15 protein-coding genes and 1 other annotated feature are annotated in these 14833 nt (G+C 36.9%); of the genes, 3 read left to right on the plus strand and 12 right to left on the minus strand.

Annotation, left to right across the window (positions count from 1 at the left end; all coding sequences use genetic code 11):
- Positions 1-8: 8 nt before the first annotated feature.
- Entirely contained in the window at positions 9-1538 is a 1530-nt protein-coding gene (gene nadB, locus ABH960_RS05270; protein ID WP_404443384.1) for an L-aspartate oxidase, read from the minus strand.
- A gap of 153 nt (positions 1539-1691) precedes the next feature.
- On the opposite strand from nadB, the gene ABH960_RS05275 reads away from it, so the two are divergent.
- The 3 genes from ABH960_RS05275 to ABH960_RS05285 all read left to right on the plus strand — a co-directional run bounded on the left by ABH960_RS05275 (position 1692) and on the right by ABH960_RS05285 (position 4104).
- Complete coding sequence (locus ABH960_RS05275) at positions 1692-2834, plus strand: IscS subfamily cysteine desulfurase (protein WP_404443386.1); 1143 nt, start codon at positions 1692-1694, stop codon at positions 2832-2834.
- Positions 2834-3376 carry a transcription repressor NadR gene (locus ABH960_RS05280; protein ID WP_002034157.1) on the plus strand — a complete coding sequence of 181 codons (543 nt, stop codon included), beginning with the start codon at positions 2834-2836 and terminating at the stop codon, positions 3374-3376. The genes ABH960_RS05275 and ABH960_RS05280 overlap by 1 nt, the downstream gene beginning before the upstream one ends.
- 80 nt (positions 3377-3456) lie before the next feature.
- On the plus strand, positions 3457-4104 hold the full coding sequence (locus ABH960_RS05285; protein WP_002088802.1) for an MOSC domain-containing protein: 648 nt from the start codon (positions 3457-3459) through the stop codon (positions 4102-4104).
- Positions 4105-4216: 112 nt separating this feature from the next.
- On the opposite strand, the gene pheA is transcribed toward ABH960_RS05285, so the two are convergent.
- From pheA to rplU, 11 genes are all read right to left on the minus strand, one after another.
- Positions 4217-5068: a prephenate dehydratase gene (gene pheA, locus ABH960_RS05290; RefSeq protein ID WP_404443391.1), complete on the minus strand. Its 852-nt coding sequence runs from the start codon at positions 5066-5068 to the stop codon at positions 4217-4219.
- 95 nt (positions 5069-5163) lie between these two features.
- The gene (locus ABH960_RS05295) at positions 5164-7077 is read right to left on the minus strand and encodes an ABC transporter permease (protein WP_404443394.1); all 1914 of its coding nucleotides are present in this window, start codon (positions 7075-7077) and stop codon (positions 5164-5166) included.
- 49 nt (positions 7078-7126) lie between these two features.
- On the minus strand, positions 7127-9049 hold the full coding sequence (locus ABH960_RS05300) for an ABC transporter permease (RefSeq protein ID WP_078213501.1): 1923 nt from the start codon (positions 9047-9049) through the stop codon (positions 7127-7129).
- Positions 9024-9800: an ABC transporter ATP-binding protein gene (locus ABH960_RS05305; RefSeq protein WP_002015381.1), complete on the minus strand. Its 777-nt coding sequence runs from the start codon at positions 9798-9800 to the stop codon at positions 9024-9026. The genes ABH960_RS05300 and ABH960_RS05305 overlap by 26 nt, the downstream gene beginning before the upstream one ends.
- 93 nt (positions 9801-9893) lie before the next feature.
- A complete protein-coding gene (locus tag ABH960_RS05310) occupies positions 9894-10976 on the minus strand; it encodes a HAMP domain-containing histidine kinase (protein WP_404443399.1) in 1083 nt (360 codons plus the stop codon).
- Positions 10966-11673 carry a response regulator transcription factor gene (locus ABH960_RS05315; protein ID WP_002034150.1) on the minus strand — a complete coding sequence of 236 codons (708 nt, stop codon included), beginning with the start codon at positions 11671-11673 and terminating at the stop codon, positions 10966-10968. Before ABH960_RS05315 ends, ABH960_RS05310 begins: the two co-directional genes overlap by 11 nt.
- A gap of 172 nt (positions 11674-11845) precedes the next feature.
- Positions 11846-13129 (minus strand): GTPase ObgE, encoded by a 1284-nt coding sequence (obgE, locus tag ABH960_RS05320; protein WP_002015378.1) that lies wholly within the window; start codon positions 13127-13129, stop codon positions 11846-11848.
- Complete coding sequence (locus ABH960_RS05325) at positions 13129-13677, minus strand: sporulation initiation phosphotransferase B (protein WP_002015377.1); 549 nt, start codon at positions 13675-13677, stop codon at positions 13129-13131. Before ABH960_RS05325 ends, obgE begins: the two co-directional genes overlap by 1 nt.
- A gap of 63 nt (positions 13678-13740) precedes the next feature.
- A complete protein-coding gene (gene rpmA / locus ABH960_RS05330; RefSeq protein ID WP_000944957.1) occupies positions 13741-14031 on the minus strand; it encodes a 50S ribosomal protein L27 in 291 nt (96 codons plus the stop codon).
- Between the two features lie 3 nt (positions 14032-14034).
- Positions 14035-14379: a ribosomal-processing cysteine protease Prp gene (locus ABH960_RS05335; protein WP_002138477.1), complete on the minus strand. Its 345-nt coding sequence runs from the start codon at positions 14377-14379 to the stop codon at positions 14035-14037.
- A gap of 11 nt (positions 14380-14390) precedes the next feature.
- Positions 14391-14699: a 50S ribosomal protein L21 gene (gene rplU / locus ABH960_RS05340; protein WP_000270907.1), complete on the minus strand. Its 309-nt coding sequence runs from the start codon at positions 14697-14699 to the stop codon at positions 14391-14393.
- A 14-nt stretch (positions 14700-14713) separates the two neighbouring features.
- Positions 14714-14792: a sequence feature (ribosomal protein L21 leader region), on the minus strand.
- Positions 14793-14833: the final 41 nt, after the last annotated feature.

Genomic DNA, 14833 nt, shown 5'->3' on the forward strand with positions numbered 1-14833 from the left:
TCCCCTTATTAAACAAGTTGTAGTTTTCTTCTCACTCGGATAATCTCTTTTTTCACGCTATTTCTTTCTGGATAATCAATGCGATAATGACCACCAACACTGTCTTCTCTTTGCAAAGCTGATACTGTTATAAGCTCACAAACTGTTAACATATTAATAAGCGTTATCTCTTCATTTGTAAGTGCATCATATTGTAAGATCATATTTCGCACACCGTACCTACTAAACCATCTCTGAGCATATGATAAATTTTTCTCAGTTCGCACAATCCCAACATATTTCATCATGTATTCTTGTATTTCTTCTTTCAACGGTAAATCATTAAGAGCTATAAAACTTTTCCCTCTCTCTTCCGGCACATTTTTTCTTTCCTCTGCTGGCTTAGCTAAAATGTGTTTTCCTATTCGTCTTCCAAACACAAGACCTTCTAATAATGAATTACTCGCCAATCTATTCGCACCATGAACTCCATTACAAGCCACTTCACCGACCGCATATAAGTTTGAAATGGACGTCTCTCCGTCACAATTCGTCTTCACGCCGCCCATATGAAAATGAGCGCCCGGTACGACCGGAATAGAATTTTCTTTTAAATCAATACCATTCTTTTTACATAATGATGAGACGGTCGGAAAACGTTGTTCAAAGTTTTGAATGGTTTCGATGTTTAAGTACACTTTTTCACCTGCAAGAAGTTGTTCATGAATAGCCCTTGCCACTACATCACGCGGTGCGAGATCTTTCCCGGGATGTATATCCATCATAAAACGCTGTCCTTTTCCATTTATAAGGACAGCTCCTTCACCACGGACTGCTTCAGAAACGAGACCACAACATCGCCCGTCCACATATAACATTGTCGGATGAAATTGTACAAATTCTAAATCAACAAGTTCTCCCCCAGCTCGATATATCATCGCAAGTCCATCGCCTGTAATTGTCTCATCATTCGATGTAAAGGCGTACAAACCACCTATTCCTCCTGATGCTAACACCGTATTATCAGCATAGTAACGCTTCAGCTTCCCTTCACTATTTCGCGTTAAAGCTCCTATGCATTTATTATTTTCTATAATAAAATCGAGTACCATTTCATGCTCAACGACAGTAACGTTCGGAACTACTTCTTGTATTAAATGCTCTAATAGATTTTTACCAGTTGCATCTCCTCCGGCATGTAAAATGCGCCGTTTTCGATGCGCCCCTTCTTTACCAAGGTGGATCCCTTTTTCATCCCCATCAAATTTCATTCCATTCGTAATAAGCTTACTTATTTCTTTCGGTCCCTCTTCAACTAAATAACGAACTGCTTCTTCGTTGTTATAATGGCAACCTGCCACTAATGTATCTTCAAAATGCCCACTCGGATCGTCATATGTAGCAACAGCTGCTGCAATTCCTCCTTGAGCTAAATGTGTATTGTTATTACGTCCTGTTTTTTTTGTGATAATTATCACATTCTTTTCGTGACAAAGCTCTTTCGCAACACGAAGCGCTGCAACGCCGCTTCCGATAATCAAGACATCTGCACTTGGCATAATTGTTGCCTCCTACTTTACACTTTTCAACTGTCTTGACACCTATATTTACATAGTTTTAAAATAATGACAAGAGTTTTTTTACAATTCTTATTTTCACTACCATTCTAAAAACGAAAACAAATGTCACTCTTACTGAAGAGAGGAAATTACATGATGATATATCTAGATTATGCAGCGACAACACCTATGAGCGAAGAAGCCTTAGAAACATATATAGCAGCGGCAAAAACATATTTCGGAAATGAACAAAGTTTACACGATATCGGCGGAAGTGCATCATCTTTATTACAAGTTTGTAGAGAAGCATTTGCAGAAATGATTGGGGGTAAGGAACAAGGTGTATTCTTTACAAGCGGCGGTTCAGAATCTAACTACCTTGCGATTCAATCCCTTCTAAATGCTAGAAATGGAAAGCACATTATTACGACACCTATGGAACACGCATCGATTCGAAGTTATTTCCAATCCTTACAATCGCAAGGTTATACTATTACTGAGATTCCTGTGGATAAAAGTGGGATAATTCATTTAGTAGATTTAGAAGCAGCTATTACAGAAGATACTGCTCTAGCAAGTATACAGCACGGAAACTCTGAAATCGGGACCGTTCAAAACATTGCAGAGATCGGAGCACTTTTAAAAAAATATAATGTTTTATTTCATTCGGATTGTGTTCAAACGTTTGGTAAACTTCCAATAGACGTTAAAGCGATGGAGATTGATAGTCTCTCTGTTTCAGCTCATAAAATATACGGACCAAAAGGAGTTGGAGCTTGCTATATAAATCCGCAAGTTCGCTGGGAACAAGTATTTCCGGGAACTTCTCATGAAAAAGGCTTTCGCCCTGGTACAGTGAACGTTCCTGGAATTGCTGCTTTTTTAACAGCCGCAGAGCATATATTAAAGAATCAAAAGGAAGAGAGCTTTCGTTTTAAACAATTACGATCTTATTTTTTAGAGCAATTACAAACACTTCCTCTAGAAATTGAAGTGAAAGGACATTCTACTTCTTGTTTACCACATATTATTGGGGTTACAATAAAAGGAATAGAAGGTCAGTATACAATGTTAGAATGTAACCGTCATGGTATAGCCATTTCAACTGGAAGTGCTTGCCAGGTCGGTAAACAAGACCCTTCAAAAACAATGCTTGCAATTGGAAAAACGTATGAAGAGGCAAAACAATATGTCCGCTTTTCTTTCGGACATCACACAACGAAAGAACAAATTGATACAACTATTCATGCACTACACACAATTGGAAATCAATTTTATAGAGGTGTTAAATCATAATGAAACAAAATGATCAAAAAAAGATTTTAGGCGAAGAAAGACGACAACTCATCCTCGAGTGGCTTCTTGCTGCAAATGAACCGTTATCGGGGAATGAGCTATCTAAAAAGACAAACGTAAGTAGGCAAGTTATCGTTCAAGACATTTCCTTACTAAAAGCACGAAATGAACCAATTATTGCGACTGCACAAGGGTATTTATATTTAAAGCCACAAACAAGACAACAAGCTTTTGAACGCGTAATCGTATGCCAACATAAACCGGCAGAAGTACGTCAAGAACTTACTATGTTAGTTGACCACGGCGTTACGATTAAAGACGTAAAAGTTGAGCATCCTGTATACGGCGATTTAACAGCATCAATTATGGTAAGTAATCGCTTTGATGTAGAGCAATATTTACAAAAAATCGAAAACACAAACGCTTCCTATCTTTCGCAACTAACAGATGGTATTCACTTACATACAATTGAAGCAGATTCTAAAGAGAAATTAGATGCCGCTTGCGAGGCACTAGACCGCGCTGGATTTCTCGTTTATTAATGTAAAGCACAGAGTTTTTTATCATTCTCTGTGCTTTTTTAGTGATATAATATTGTAATCAATTGTAAAGGGGGTCAAATATGGGAATTGAACTCGTTCACTTTAGCACCGGTAAACCGAAACAAATGAAATATGGCGAAGATAAAGAAATGATAACAGGTATATGTAAAGATCCTACAGAAGAGGCCTTCCTCTCAAAAGACGGATTCCGTGGTGATGATGTAGCGGATTTAAAACACCACGGGGGACCTGATCGCGCAGTTTGCGTGTACCCACACGAGCATTACGCACTATGGGAAGAAGAATTTCAAACTACACTTCCGGCTTCCACATTTGGCGAAAACATTACCGTAACAAATATGTTAGAGCGTGATGTATGCATCGGAGATACATATCAACTAGGCGAAGCAATCATTCAAGTTACACAAGCGAGAGTACCTTGTAGCACAATTTCAAAACGCCTTGGTATTCCTGGTATTTTGCCACGCATTGTAGCAACTGGATATACTGGTTATTTATGCCGCGTTCTTCAAGAAGGTACTGTACGTCAAGATTCTAAAATTACATTATTAGAGCGTCCATCAAACAATGTATCTGTTTTGTTCTCTAACGAAATTTATTTTCATAATAGGAAAGATAAAGATGGCATTGAGAAGGTTCTTGCTGTTCCAGAACTAGCCGAGATTTGGCGTGGTCAGTTAGAGGATCGTCTTGCGAAGTTAAAATAAATAGAATCCCACCATTTATAGGTGGGATTCTATTTATCTATCACAAAATGTATTATCCGATAAAATTATATCAGCGATTAGAAGGGAAATATCGACAGTTCATCCACCTCTCTTACAACCAATAAGAAGAATAACTCCCCAGCACTGTAACAGAAAAACCGAGTGCTTCAAGTTCCATCATTACGCCTGGCAATAATACGTCATCATATGCTTTATCTACGTCGATTAAGAAAAAGTAATTTCCAAGACCTGTTTTCATCGGGCGAGATTCGATTTTTGATAAGTTTAATTTTCTCCATGCGAAAGCTGATAGCACTTGATATAGTGCCCCTGCGTAATCAGCAGGTAACGTTATCATAAGCGTCGTTTTCTCTCCTCGGTTTTCTCCGTTATTTGGGAGTACTGCTTTCTTTTTCTTATGGAGAACAAGGAAACGTGTATGATTGTTTTTATGCGTATGAATATCACGCCTTACAATTGTTAATCCGTATTTTTCTGCCGCTGCTTCATTTGCAATAGCTGCAATTTTTTCTTCAGGATGTTCTTTCATATATTGCGCAGCAGCGCTTGTTGATGTCATATCGCGAACGGTTACCCCTTTTAATTCCTCATTTAAAAATTTATGGCACTGTGCAATGGCATGCGGATGAGAATGTACAGCGTATACTTCTTTCCACACTTCTTCGTACTGCGGGTGTACGAGTAAATGCTGCTGAATTGGCACTGTAATTTCTCCTACAATGGAAAGTGGCTGCTCATGTACGAGATAATCAACCGTTATATTAACTGAACCTTCTATGGCATTCTCTAACGGTACGACCGCATAATCTACATTTTCATTTGCAGCTGCATCAATACAATCCGGAATCGTTCGATACGGTACATGCTCTGCTTCCGGAAAAAAACGACTCACCGCCATATTTGTAAATGTCGCTTCTGGTCCTAAATATCCTACTCGAATCATCGTCTTTTCCCTCTTTTTCGTTTTCTTACTGTTATACCATACTTTTTAATATTCTTCTATGAGAATTTCGAATATTAAAAAAAGACTAGCATTCGCTAGTCTAAATGTTTCTTGTATTCTCTTTGAGCGAAGAAGAAATAGATGATACATGCAGCAATGTAAAACAGAATAAACAATCCCACTTTTCTTAATGATCCGTCCATAAAAAGAGTATTATGAAACGTATATAACGCAACTGCACTATGCATACTCCCTACTATAATTGGCGCAAAAAATAGCATACACAATTGCCAACGAGAAATCTTCCACACTTCTTCCTTCGTCATTCCAAGTTTAGAGAGCGCCCCGTACTGCTTTCGATCGGATGCAATATTATGAAACCATTTAAAATATACGATGCTACATGACGTAAGGAAGAATAATATGCTAATGAATGAGCCTATAAATAGAGTAATATCACCACCTTCTTTCATATTCACATATAATTCCATATTACTTCGAAACGCATCATTTGTATCATGTTTCATATGTTTCCGTAAAGCTTCGTTTAATTCCTTCGTATTTTCGATATTTGGTAATGTATACCCTCTATATATCATTTTTTCAGAATCCGGAATTGTATTTGCTATACTGTTAAAATCTTCATCATTCATGACAAAAAACAGACCATTAATGTATGAAGGGTGATAGTTAAATTGTACCCCTTCTTTCTGACCGTTAAATGCGAATGGATACGCTTGATTCATTACTTGCAATTGAATCTCTTTTTGATTATATACATTCGGATAATTGCGTTTATTATAATAGACAAGTGTAACTGTTCCTTTTTTAGGATAATACATTTTCTGTTTTTGTTTTCTTGCCTCTTGATTGTATTCACTCTCCTTTATAAGCGGTGCTACCTCTGTTTCTCCCTTATTGGACTGAAAGGATGCATACACTCCAACAAAACTCATAGATTGAAAATCATCATATCCATATTGATGTAATAAGTTTTCAACCTTGTCTTTCTCGAAAACTTCATGAGCAGAAGTGCCTTTTTCTATGTATGAAAATGAGTGTACTCCTCCGCCACGCCACATATCTTGCATGCTAGAAAAATATAAGAACACCGTACCTGTCGCCGTAACGACAAACGTTGTTGCCATAGACAATAGAAAGAAAAAGCGACTATTTTCCTTCATTCGATGTGACAATTGATTCACTATAAATAAATACGGATATGTATACATAATCCTTTTATTTCTTTTTATCACTTCTAATATTTGTGTAGCGCCATGTGTAAATGAGAAATACGTCCCAAAAGAAATGAGTATAACAACCGGAAAAAAGTATAATGCTATCGTTGTCATCGTCACTTGTAGTGCTAACGCATATCCGCCCACTAAACAAGCAAAACCGAATAAACAAAGCCACTTTGATGTTTTCCTCTCCCGTTTATCTGTTCGAAATTCTTTTAATAACCGTATGATTTTTATATTCCATATACGTAAAGCACTTATAAAAGATAACAGAACAAAGACAAGCATATATGTAACAAACGTTACACCAATCGCTCTCATGTCAAATATGACAGGGAGTTCTTTCGGAAGATGAAGTAACATACTAAATACCATAAAAAAGAGTTTTAAAGAAATCATGCCAAGCCCAATACCGAAAATATTAGCGAAAATTCCGATCAATATTTGCTCGGTCATAATCACTCCTATTACGTTAGATTTCGTTGCTCCCATTAACATATATAACCCTAATTCTTTCTTACGTGCTTCTATGAAAATAGAAGTAGAATACAAAATAAATATGACGAAAAAAGAAATAATTATAACGTTACATATGATAAGCCCCCAGCGTACATTTTGATACCACATCGTCTCTTGCATATACGGATGTACAATGACAGACATGTATGCATAAGAAGCTAATATGGCAAAACAACTACTTAAGAAAAACACTTTATAATTACGCCAATTTCCCTTTATATTTTGCAGCGCTAGTTGCCGAATGTTCATCTATCGTCCTCCTGTAACTTACTACACACGTAAAAAGCTAGAGGTTCCCCTAGCTTTTTACGTGCTTTAAATATCCTCTTTGCGCAATCATAAAGTAAATTGTAGAAGCTAAAATATATGCTCCAATTACTATCGCACCTGATTTCCACAAATCAATATAAAGCATTTTTCCTAACGTATGAAGAGCAAATCCACTATGAATTGTACCGATTAAAATTGGGATAAAGAAGATAACACCCATTTGTCGAATTGCAATTTTACGAATTTCTTTATCTGTCATACCAATTCTTTTTAATGACTTAAATTGAATACGATCTTGTTCTTTATCATTAAACCATTTAAAGTATGTCATGCTACAAGCAAAGAAGAAGAACAGTACTGCTACGAAGAAGCCGATGAACATTGTAATTGCTCCACCTTCTCTTATATCTTTATAAGCGAACACTGCGTTTCTCAATTCCCCTTGCTTTTCTGGTGCAATTTCCTTTTTCAAATCTAGCACAAGGTCTTCCGTACTTTTCCAGTCTTCAATATAATAACCATAATATTTCGTCTTTTCTTCATCTGGTACGAGCTTTTCGTATTTCTCAAAATCTTGATCATTCACAATGAGATATTCGCTATCATTAAAAACAGAATATGACGTTGGCTCATTTAATCGAGCAGACTGCATTTGTCCGTTGATTGTAAATTCATACGGTTTCGTACGATCTATCTTCATAAGTTCATTTGCTGCATCAACCATAACCATCGTCGCACTACCTGGTGCATTATGAACCTCTGTAATTTGCTCTTTCTTTTGTTCACGTACTTCCGCGTTATATTCTTTTTCTGAAATAATCGTCATTGGTACTTCACGTTCACTGTTAAACAACATTATTTTCTGTGTTGCAGGTAGTTTTACGTAAATTACTTTTCGTGCATCTTCAAACCCATGTTTTTTTACAATCTCTTGTTCTTTTTCTTCATTAATCAGGCTATGCGTATTTAGTCCCTTTTCCTCATATGAAATAGCATGCGGTGTAAGCTCTATCGTTTTTGCACTCATATTTTCAAAATATACATAAAGCGTACCAACCGCTGAAGAAACAACCGCCGTAATAATAGAAATAACAAATAGAAAACGAGCATTATCTTTCATTTTATAAATAAGATTGCTAAGTACAAACATATTGGGATACGTATAAAAAGATTGTTTTCGTTTTTGCAATGCCTTTAATACGACTGTACTTCCTTGCGTAAATAGTAAATACGTTCCGCCAATCGTCAGTCCGACAATTGGTAAGAAATACATAATGAAATTCATAATTGTTACTTGGAAACAAAGTATATACGCAGCAATAATACAGCCTATACCAACTACCCCTAACCATGTAAATGCAAAAGGTTCTACTTTTTGTTTTCTTGCCTCTCTTAATAAATCAATAATTTGCAAGCGGCCTACTGTCCAAACACTAAACAATGATAGTATTAAAAAGAGGACAAAGTATATGCCAACTGTAATAAGAACTGCTTTTCCATTCCACACAAGCGGCAGTGTTTTATCAATTTTTAGTAAGACACTGAGTGCTTGGAAGAAAAGTTTTGAACAAAGCATTCCAATCCCAATACCTACTACAATGGCAATACTCCCTAACATCAGTTGCTCTAATATAATCATTCGGCCGAGCTGAGACTTTGTTCCACCTATTAACGTTAATAAGCCAAATTCTTTTTTTCTTGCTCGTAAAAACGTTGAATTCGCATATAAAATAAAGAGTGCTGAGAAGATGACTACAATATAATTCATCGATTCTAACCCTTTTGTAATCATCGTCTTCATACTAATATTACCGCTTACGACATCTGGATGATAAATGAAGGAAGCATACATGAAAAATACGACAATCGATAAACAACTACTAATAAGAAACGCTTTATAATTACGCCAATTTCCTTTTACGTTATTAAGCGCGAGCTGGCGAAAGTTCATGATATTCTCCTCCTAGCATCGCAAGTACGTCTAAAATTTCTTGGAAAAAGGCTTGCTTCGTTCTTCCTTTATGTATTTCTGAAAAAATCTCTCCATCACGTATGAAAAGGATACGTTCGCAATAACTAGCGGCTACTGGATCATGTGTTACCATTGCAATCGTTACTTTCTTTTGCTCATGCAAATCTTGAAGTGCTCCCATTAATGATTTCGCTGACTTAGAATCTAGGTTTCCTGTTGGCTCATCCGCTAAAATTAATGTTGGTTCATGAATAATCGCCCTTGCAGCTGCTGCACGTTGTTGTTGTCCACCTGATACTTCGTATACTTTTTTATTTAAAATTTCTTCAATGTTTAAAAACCTCGCAATTTCAAGTACTTTCGCATCAATTTCTTTTACAGATTTCTTCGCCATTACAAGCGGCAAAATAATATTTTCTTTAATCGATAATGTATCAAGTAAGTTGAAATCTTGGAAAATGAATCCTAGATGTGTACGGCGAAATTCCGCCAATTTTGCAGCACGCATTTGATTAATTTCTTCACCATTTACAAGCACATGACCTGAAGTTTGCTTATCAATTGTTGCTAATAAATTTAAAAGCGTTGTTTTTCCGCTCCCTGAAGGCCCCATAATTCCTACAAATTCGCCTTCTTCTATTTTAAAATTTATATCGTTTAAAGCAGTCGTCGCTACTGACCCTTTTGATTGGTACACTTTTGTTAATCCTTTTACTTCAAGAACACTCATTTCTAATCCCCCTATGTGTTTTCTTCTTACACTTACTATAAGAAAAATAAGAAAAAGAAACGAGTGATTTCCCTTACAAAACGTTTTGTTATCTTACAGTTTTGTCATTTTTCTCATTAATGTATGATATTCTTCATCTTTTGCAAATTGGAACGTGAATGTTGTCCCTTCCCCTTCAGCCGATTGCACATACATTCCATGATGTAAATTATCGCAAATTTCCTTCGTAATATATAAACCCATTCCAGTCGCTTCTCTCGTTTTACGGCCATTTATTCCCGTAAAGAACGGATCAAATATACGCTTTACATCCTGCTCAGGAATACCAATTCCATTGTCCTTAATATGTAATAACACCTTTTGATCTTTCTCTTCAATTTGAAATTGAATTTCTTTTTTCTCTGCTTCTGAAATTTTTGTATACTTAATTGCATTCACAACAATTTGGCTCATCGCGATACTAAGCCACTTTCTATCAGACGCAATCATACAAGTCTCTTCTTCAAACATCATTTTCGGAAATACAGAAGATTGAATGAACGACTTCCGATTTTCATTAATAATATCTCGAATGACCTCTATAACATTTACTACTTCTACTTTATAGTCTTTCGAAAATTGATCTAACCTTGCCATATGTAACGCTAAATCTAACCCATTTAAAATACGGTTATTTTCTTCACGAATACTTTCAATCGTTCCCCTTGCTTCACGGTGTTCCTTACCATATTTCTGTAACAATAATTCAATAACGGATACTGGTGTTTTCATTTGATGGATCCATTGATTCATAAAAATCATTTGCTGTTGCTCTTTTGCATGCTGCTTATGAACCTCATTCATATATTGCTGCCTTAATAGCGTAAACGCTTCAACGACCAGTTCTTGCTCTGCTGTATAAGAAGTATCAATAAGTAAAGAGTCATGTAATGTATTTCCGCTAGCAACATATTTTTCGATTCTTTTTAAAAATACACTTCGTTTTCGATAATCGTAAATGAGGTATACAGTAAATACAACTGTCCCTAATAAAAGCCCATATAACCACGTACTCCAATCAATGGATCTTTTTTCTAAAAGACTTTGCAACTGCAAAACGAGCCCAAATAAACAAAGGCTAATAATATAAGAAAGAAGTAAAGAAAAACGTTCTATGAGGTAATTTTTAACCTTCATGCCCTTCGCCCCACTCAGTAAGAAGAGCATAACCGTACCCACGCTTTGTGACAATTGCATTTTTAATGCCTAACTCCTCAAGTTTCTTCCTTACACGCTTTACATTCACGGTTAATGTATTATCATCAACAAAAGCTACTTCATCCCATAAAGCCTCTAACAGCTCTTCACGTGTCACGTATTGATTTGCTTGTTTCATTAAACATTCTAATAAATAAAACTCATTTTTTGTAAGTTCCGTTTGTTGACCTTTCCACTCTACTGTGTGCTGTGATGGGAATAATAACAATCCATTAACACCTAAGCAGTCACTTTCCGCGGCCAAAGCATACTCACCATACCCGCGGCGGAGTGCACTTTTCACCTTTGCCATTACGATATCTAAATGGAATGGCTTCGTAATGTAATCATCTCCGCCATTTTCAATCGCCATTACTTGATCCATTTCCCCTGTTCTTGCAGAAACAAAAATAATTGGCGCATTCGATACAGTGCGGATTTGGCGGCACCAGTAGAAGCCATCAAAGTATGGTAAATTAATATCAAGTAACACAAGATGAGGACTTACTTTTACAAACTCATCTTTTATATGCCGTAAATCGCTCACTCTGAAAGATTGATATCCATACCTTTCTAAATGCTCCTCTAATATCTCTGCAATTTTTTCATCATCTTCTACAATTAATATTTTATACATATTCCTTTTCTCCCCATAAAATATTCTTCTAAAATCACTCCTTTTTCTATTATAAATTGAAACTTTAATCAATGGGGATTTTTTCCTATATCGACTTATGGTTCGCCTATATGAATTAGGTTTTTACTGGACTCAAATAACGAAAAAAAAAGACCGCCATATTTCGGCAGTCTTAATCGATAAATTCAAATTGATATTCAAGAATTTTCACAATATCTCCGTCTGTTGCACCACGTGCACGAAGGGCTTCATCAATACCCATTCCACGCATTTGACGAGCAAATCGGCGTACAGATTCATCACGTGAGAAGTCTGTCATCTTGAATGTTTTCTCAATGTCATAACCAGAAATAACAAATGTGCCATCACTTTCGCGTGTAATTTCAAAATTAGATTCAGATTCAAATTTGTACATTACACTTGCTTCAGATTCTTCTACATCATCGTACATTGGGAATTCTGGTGTTGTTTCTAATAAGTTCGCTACTTCAAATAGTAAGTCACGAACACCTTGTTTCGTTACAGCTGAGATTGGGAAAATTTTCACTTCGTCTCCCAATTTCTCTTTAAATGCTTGTAAGTTTTCTTCTGCATCTGGCATATCCATTTTGTTTGCAACAACAACTTGTGGACGCTCAGTTAAACGCATATTGTATTCTTTTAGTTCATTATTGATTGTGACATAATCTTCATATGGCTCACGTCCTTCTAAACCAGACATATCGATAACGTGCACAATTACACGTGTACGTTCGATATGACGTAAGAATTGGTGTCCAAGTCCAACGCCGGAGTGTGCGCCTTCAATTAGTCCAGGAAGGTCAGCCATAACGAAGCTGCGGTTATCACCAGTTTCAACAACACCAAGATTCGGAACGATTGTTGTAAAGTGATATTCTGCAATTTTCGGACGCGCTGATGATACAACAGATAATAATGTAGATTTACCTACACTTGGGAATCCAACAAGTCCAACATCTGCTAGCACTTTAAGTTCTAGCGTGACATCACGTTCTTGACCTGGTTCCCCGTTCTCAGCGATTTCTGGCGCTGGGTTCGTCGCTGTTGCGAAACGTGAATTACCACGGCCACCACGGCCACCTCTTGCGATTACAGCTGTTTGTTCATGCGTTACTAAATCGGCAAGAATTTCACCTGTTTTTTCATCTTTCACTATTGTTCCTGGTGGAACCTTTACGATTAAATCTTCAGATTTACGACCGTGCTGACCTTTACTCATTCCGTGCTGACCGCGATCAGCTTTGAAATGACGTTGGTAGCGGAAGTCCATTAATGTACGTAAGCCTTCCTCAACAACAAAAACAACATCTGCACCTTTACCACCGTCGCCACCTGCTGGGCCACCTTTAGGTACATACTTCTCACGACGATACGCAACCATTCCGTTACCACCGTCGCCGCCTTTTACATATATCTTGACCTGATCTACAAACATTATTTCACCACACTTTTTTCGATTAGTTGTAATATAACTGAGACTTCTTCGTCTCGTACTGTATAAGAAATGGAATACCATTTATTGTTTTCGTTCGCAAGCCACGTTTGTAGTTCTTCTACATTCGTTAGCTTTCCACGAAAATCAAAAAAGAAACGAGCATTCTCCGCGTCACTTTCAATTGTGATACAAACATAATTTTCAACATATACGTCTAAACTATGCTGAAGCATTAAGAAAAACTGATTCGTCCATGTACATACAGTCTCATCTAGATGAGATAAGTTATGTAATTTCCCTAATACTTCGTACTCCAATAAGCACGGTTGCTGTTTCCAATTATATGTTAAAATCCACTCTGAAAATAAAGGCATTGATAGCCCCATCAGATTGGATTCTTGTCTCGCTTCTTGGACAAAACGATCGATGAGCCTATGAATCTCTTCCACTTTTCCAAGGGAAAGATTTCCTTTAACCATCTGCAAACGATTGAGCCAATCATGTCTCGAGTGGCTCAACGCATCTATAATTGTCCATTTTTCATTCATTTAGATACCCCTTAATATAGAAAAACTCTAACCTGCACTCAGGTTAGAGTTTTCCGTGAGTTCTTATGCTTCTTGAGCAACAGGATATACGCTCACTTGTTTGCGGTCACGACCAAGACGCTCAAAGCGTACTACGCCGTCAACTTTCGCGTATAAAGTGTCATCGCCACCACGACCAACGTTAACACCTGGATAAATTTTTGTACCGCGTTGACGGTAAAGAATTGAACCACCTGAAACCGTTTGACCATCTGCGCGTTTAGCACCAAGACGTTTTGACTGAGAGTCACGACCGTTCTTTGTACTACCTACACCTTTCTTAGATGCGAAAAACTGAAGATCTAATCTTAACATACGTTACACCTCCTGCACTTTTTCTATTAAACGGATATACTTTCCGTAATCAAGTTCAATCGTCTTAAGTGAAACAACCAATCCTTCTAAAAGTATTTGTGCTTTTTCTGCTGTATGAACGTCTAAATCATTAGGCAATTCATACGTCAAGAATCCGCCATCACTTCCGAGTTCAATAGTTGCCTGCACATTACAAAGTTCTTCCACTGCATTTATAGAACCAAACACAACCGCTGTAGTTCCAGCACAGACAAGATCTTGTCCATGTGGCGCATAATTGGCATGTCCAGTCATTTTAAATGATCGGATACTTCCTAGTTTCGTGCGACTTATCGTAATCTTAATCATCTTAACCAGAATTAAGCGTTGATAGCTTCAACTACTAGCTTAGTGTAAGGTTGACGATGACCTTGTTTCTTACGATTGTTCTTTTTCGCTTTGTATTTGAAAACGATGATTTTCTTAGCGCGACCTTGTTTTTCAACTTTCGCAGTAACTGTTGCACCCTCTACAACTGGGCTACCAACTTTCACGTTTTCGCCACCAACGAAAAGAACTTTGTCAAAAGTAACAGTTTCACCAGCTTCAACATCTAATTTTTCAATGTAGATTGCTTGACCAGCTTCAACTTTAATTTGTTTTCCACCTGTTTCGATAATTGCGTACATACTTGCACCTCCTCTTAATTACTAAGACTCGCCAAAAACGAGGTAGACATAAAATGTCTTTAGGGAACCTGTCTTGTGCGGTTGTAGCATATAGCAGTTTAGGTGCTATAAACTATAACATAAAAATATTACCA

It is taken from the genome of Bacillus sp. RC252 (assembly GCF_044909215.1).
GTDB classification, from domain to species: domain Bacteria; phylum Bacillota; class Bacilli; order Bacillales; family Bacillaceae_G; genus Bacillus_A; species Bacillus_A mycoides.

What these genes read in the sequence shown, in the direction of transcription:
- nadB (WP_404443384.1), bottom strand. Translation starts at nt 1,538, where the DNA reads ATGCCAAGTGCAGATGTCTTGATTATCGGAAGCGGCGTTGCAGCGCTT.
- ABH960_RS05275 (WP_404443386.1), top strand. Translation starts at nt 1,692, where the DNA reads ATGATGATATATCTAGATTATGCAGCGACAACACCTATGAGCGAAGAA.
- ABH960_RS05280 (WP_002034157.1), top strand. Translation starts at nt 2,834, where the DNA reads ATGAAACAAAATGATCAAAAAAAGATTTTAGGCGAAGAAAGACGACAA.
- ABH960_RS05285 (WP_002088802.1), top strand. Translation starts at nt 3,457, where the DNA reads ATGGGAATTGAACTCGTTCACTTTAGCACCGGTAAACCGAAACAAATG.
- pheA (WP_404443391.1), bottom strand. Translation starts at nt 5,068, where the DNA reads ATGATTCGAGTAGGATATTTAGGACCAGAAGCGACATTTACAAATATG.
- ABH960_RS05295 (WP_404443394.1), bottom strand. Translation starts at nt 7,077, where the DNA reads ATGAACATTCGGCAACTAGCGCTGCAAAATATAAAGGGAAATTGGCGT.
- ABH960_RS05300 (WP_078213501.1), bottom strand. Translation starts at nt 9,049, where the DNA reads ATGAACTTTCGCCAGCTCGCGCTTAATAACGTAAAAGGAAATTGGCGT.
- ABH960_RS05305 (WP_002015381.1), bottom strand. Translation starts at nt 9,800, where the DNA reads ATGAGTGTTCTTGAAGTAAAAGGATTAACAAAAGTGTACCAATCAAAA.
- ABH960_RS05310 (WP_404443399.1), bottom strand. Translation starts at nt 10,976, where the DNA reads ATGAAGGTTAAAAATTACCTCATAGAACGTTTTTCTTTACTTCTTTCT.
- ABH960_RS05315 (WP_002034150.1), bottom strand. Translation starts at nt 11,673, where the DNA reads ATGTATAAAATATTAATTGTAGAAGATGATGAAAAAATTGCAGAGATA.
- obgE (WP_002015378.1), bottom strand. Translation starts at nt 13,129, where the DNA reads ATGTTTGTAGATCAGGTCAAGATATATGTAAAAGGCGGCGACGGTGGT.
- ABH960_RS05325 (WP_002015377.1), bottom strand. Translation starts at nt 13,677, where the DNA reads ATGAATGAAAAATGGACAATTATAGATGCGTTGAGCCACTCGAGACAT.
- rpmA (WP_000944957.1), bottom strand. Translation starts at nt 14,031, where the DNA reads ATGTTAAGATTAGATCTTCAGTTTTTCGCATCTAAGAAAGGTGTAGGT.
- ABH960_RS05335 (WP_002138477.1), bottom strand. Translation starts at nt 14,379, where the DNA reads ATGATTAAGATTACGATAAGTCGCACGAAACTAGGAAGTATCCGATCA.
- rplU (WP_000270907.1), bottom strand. Translation starts at nt 14,699, where the DNA reads ATGTACGCAATTATCGAAACAGGTGGAAAACAAATTAAAGTTGAAGCT.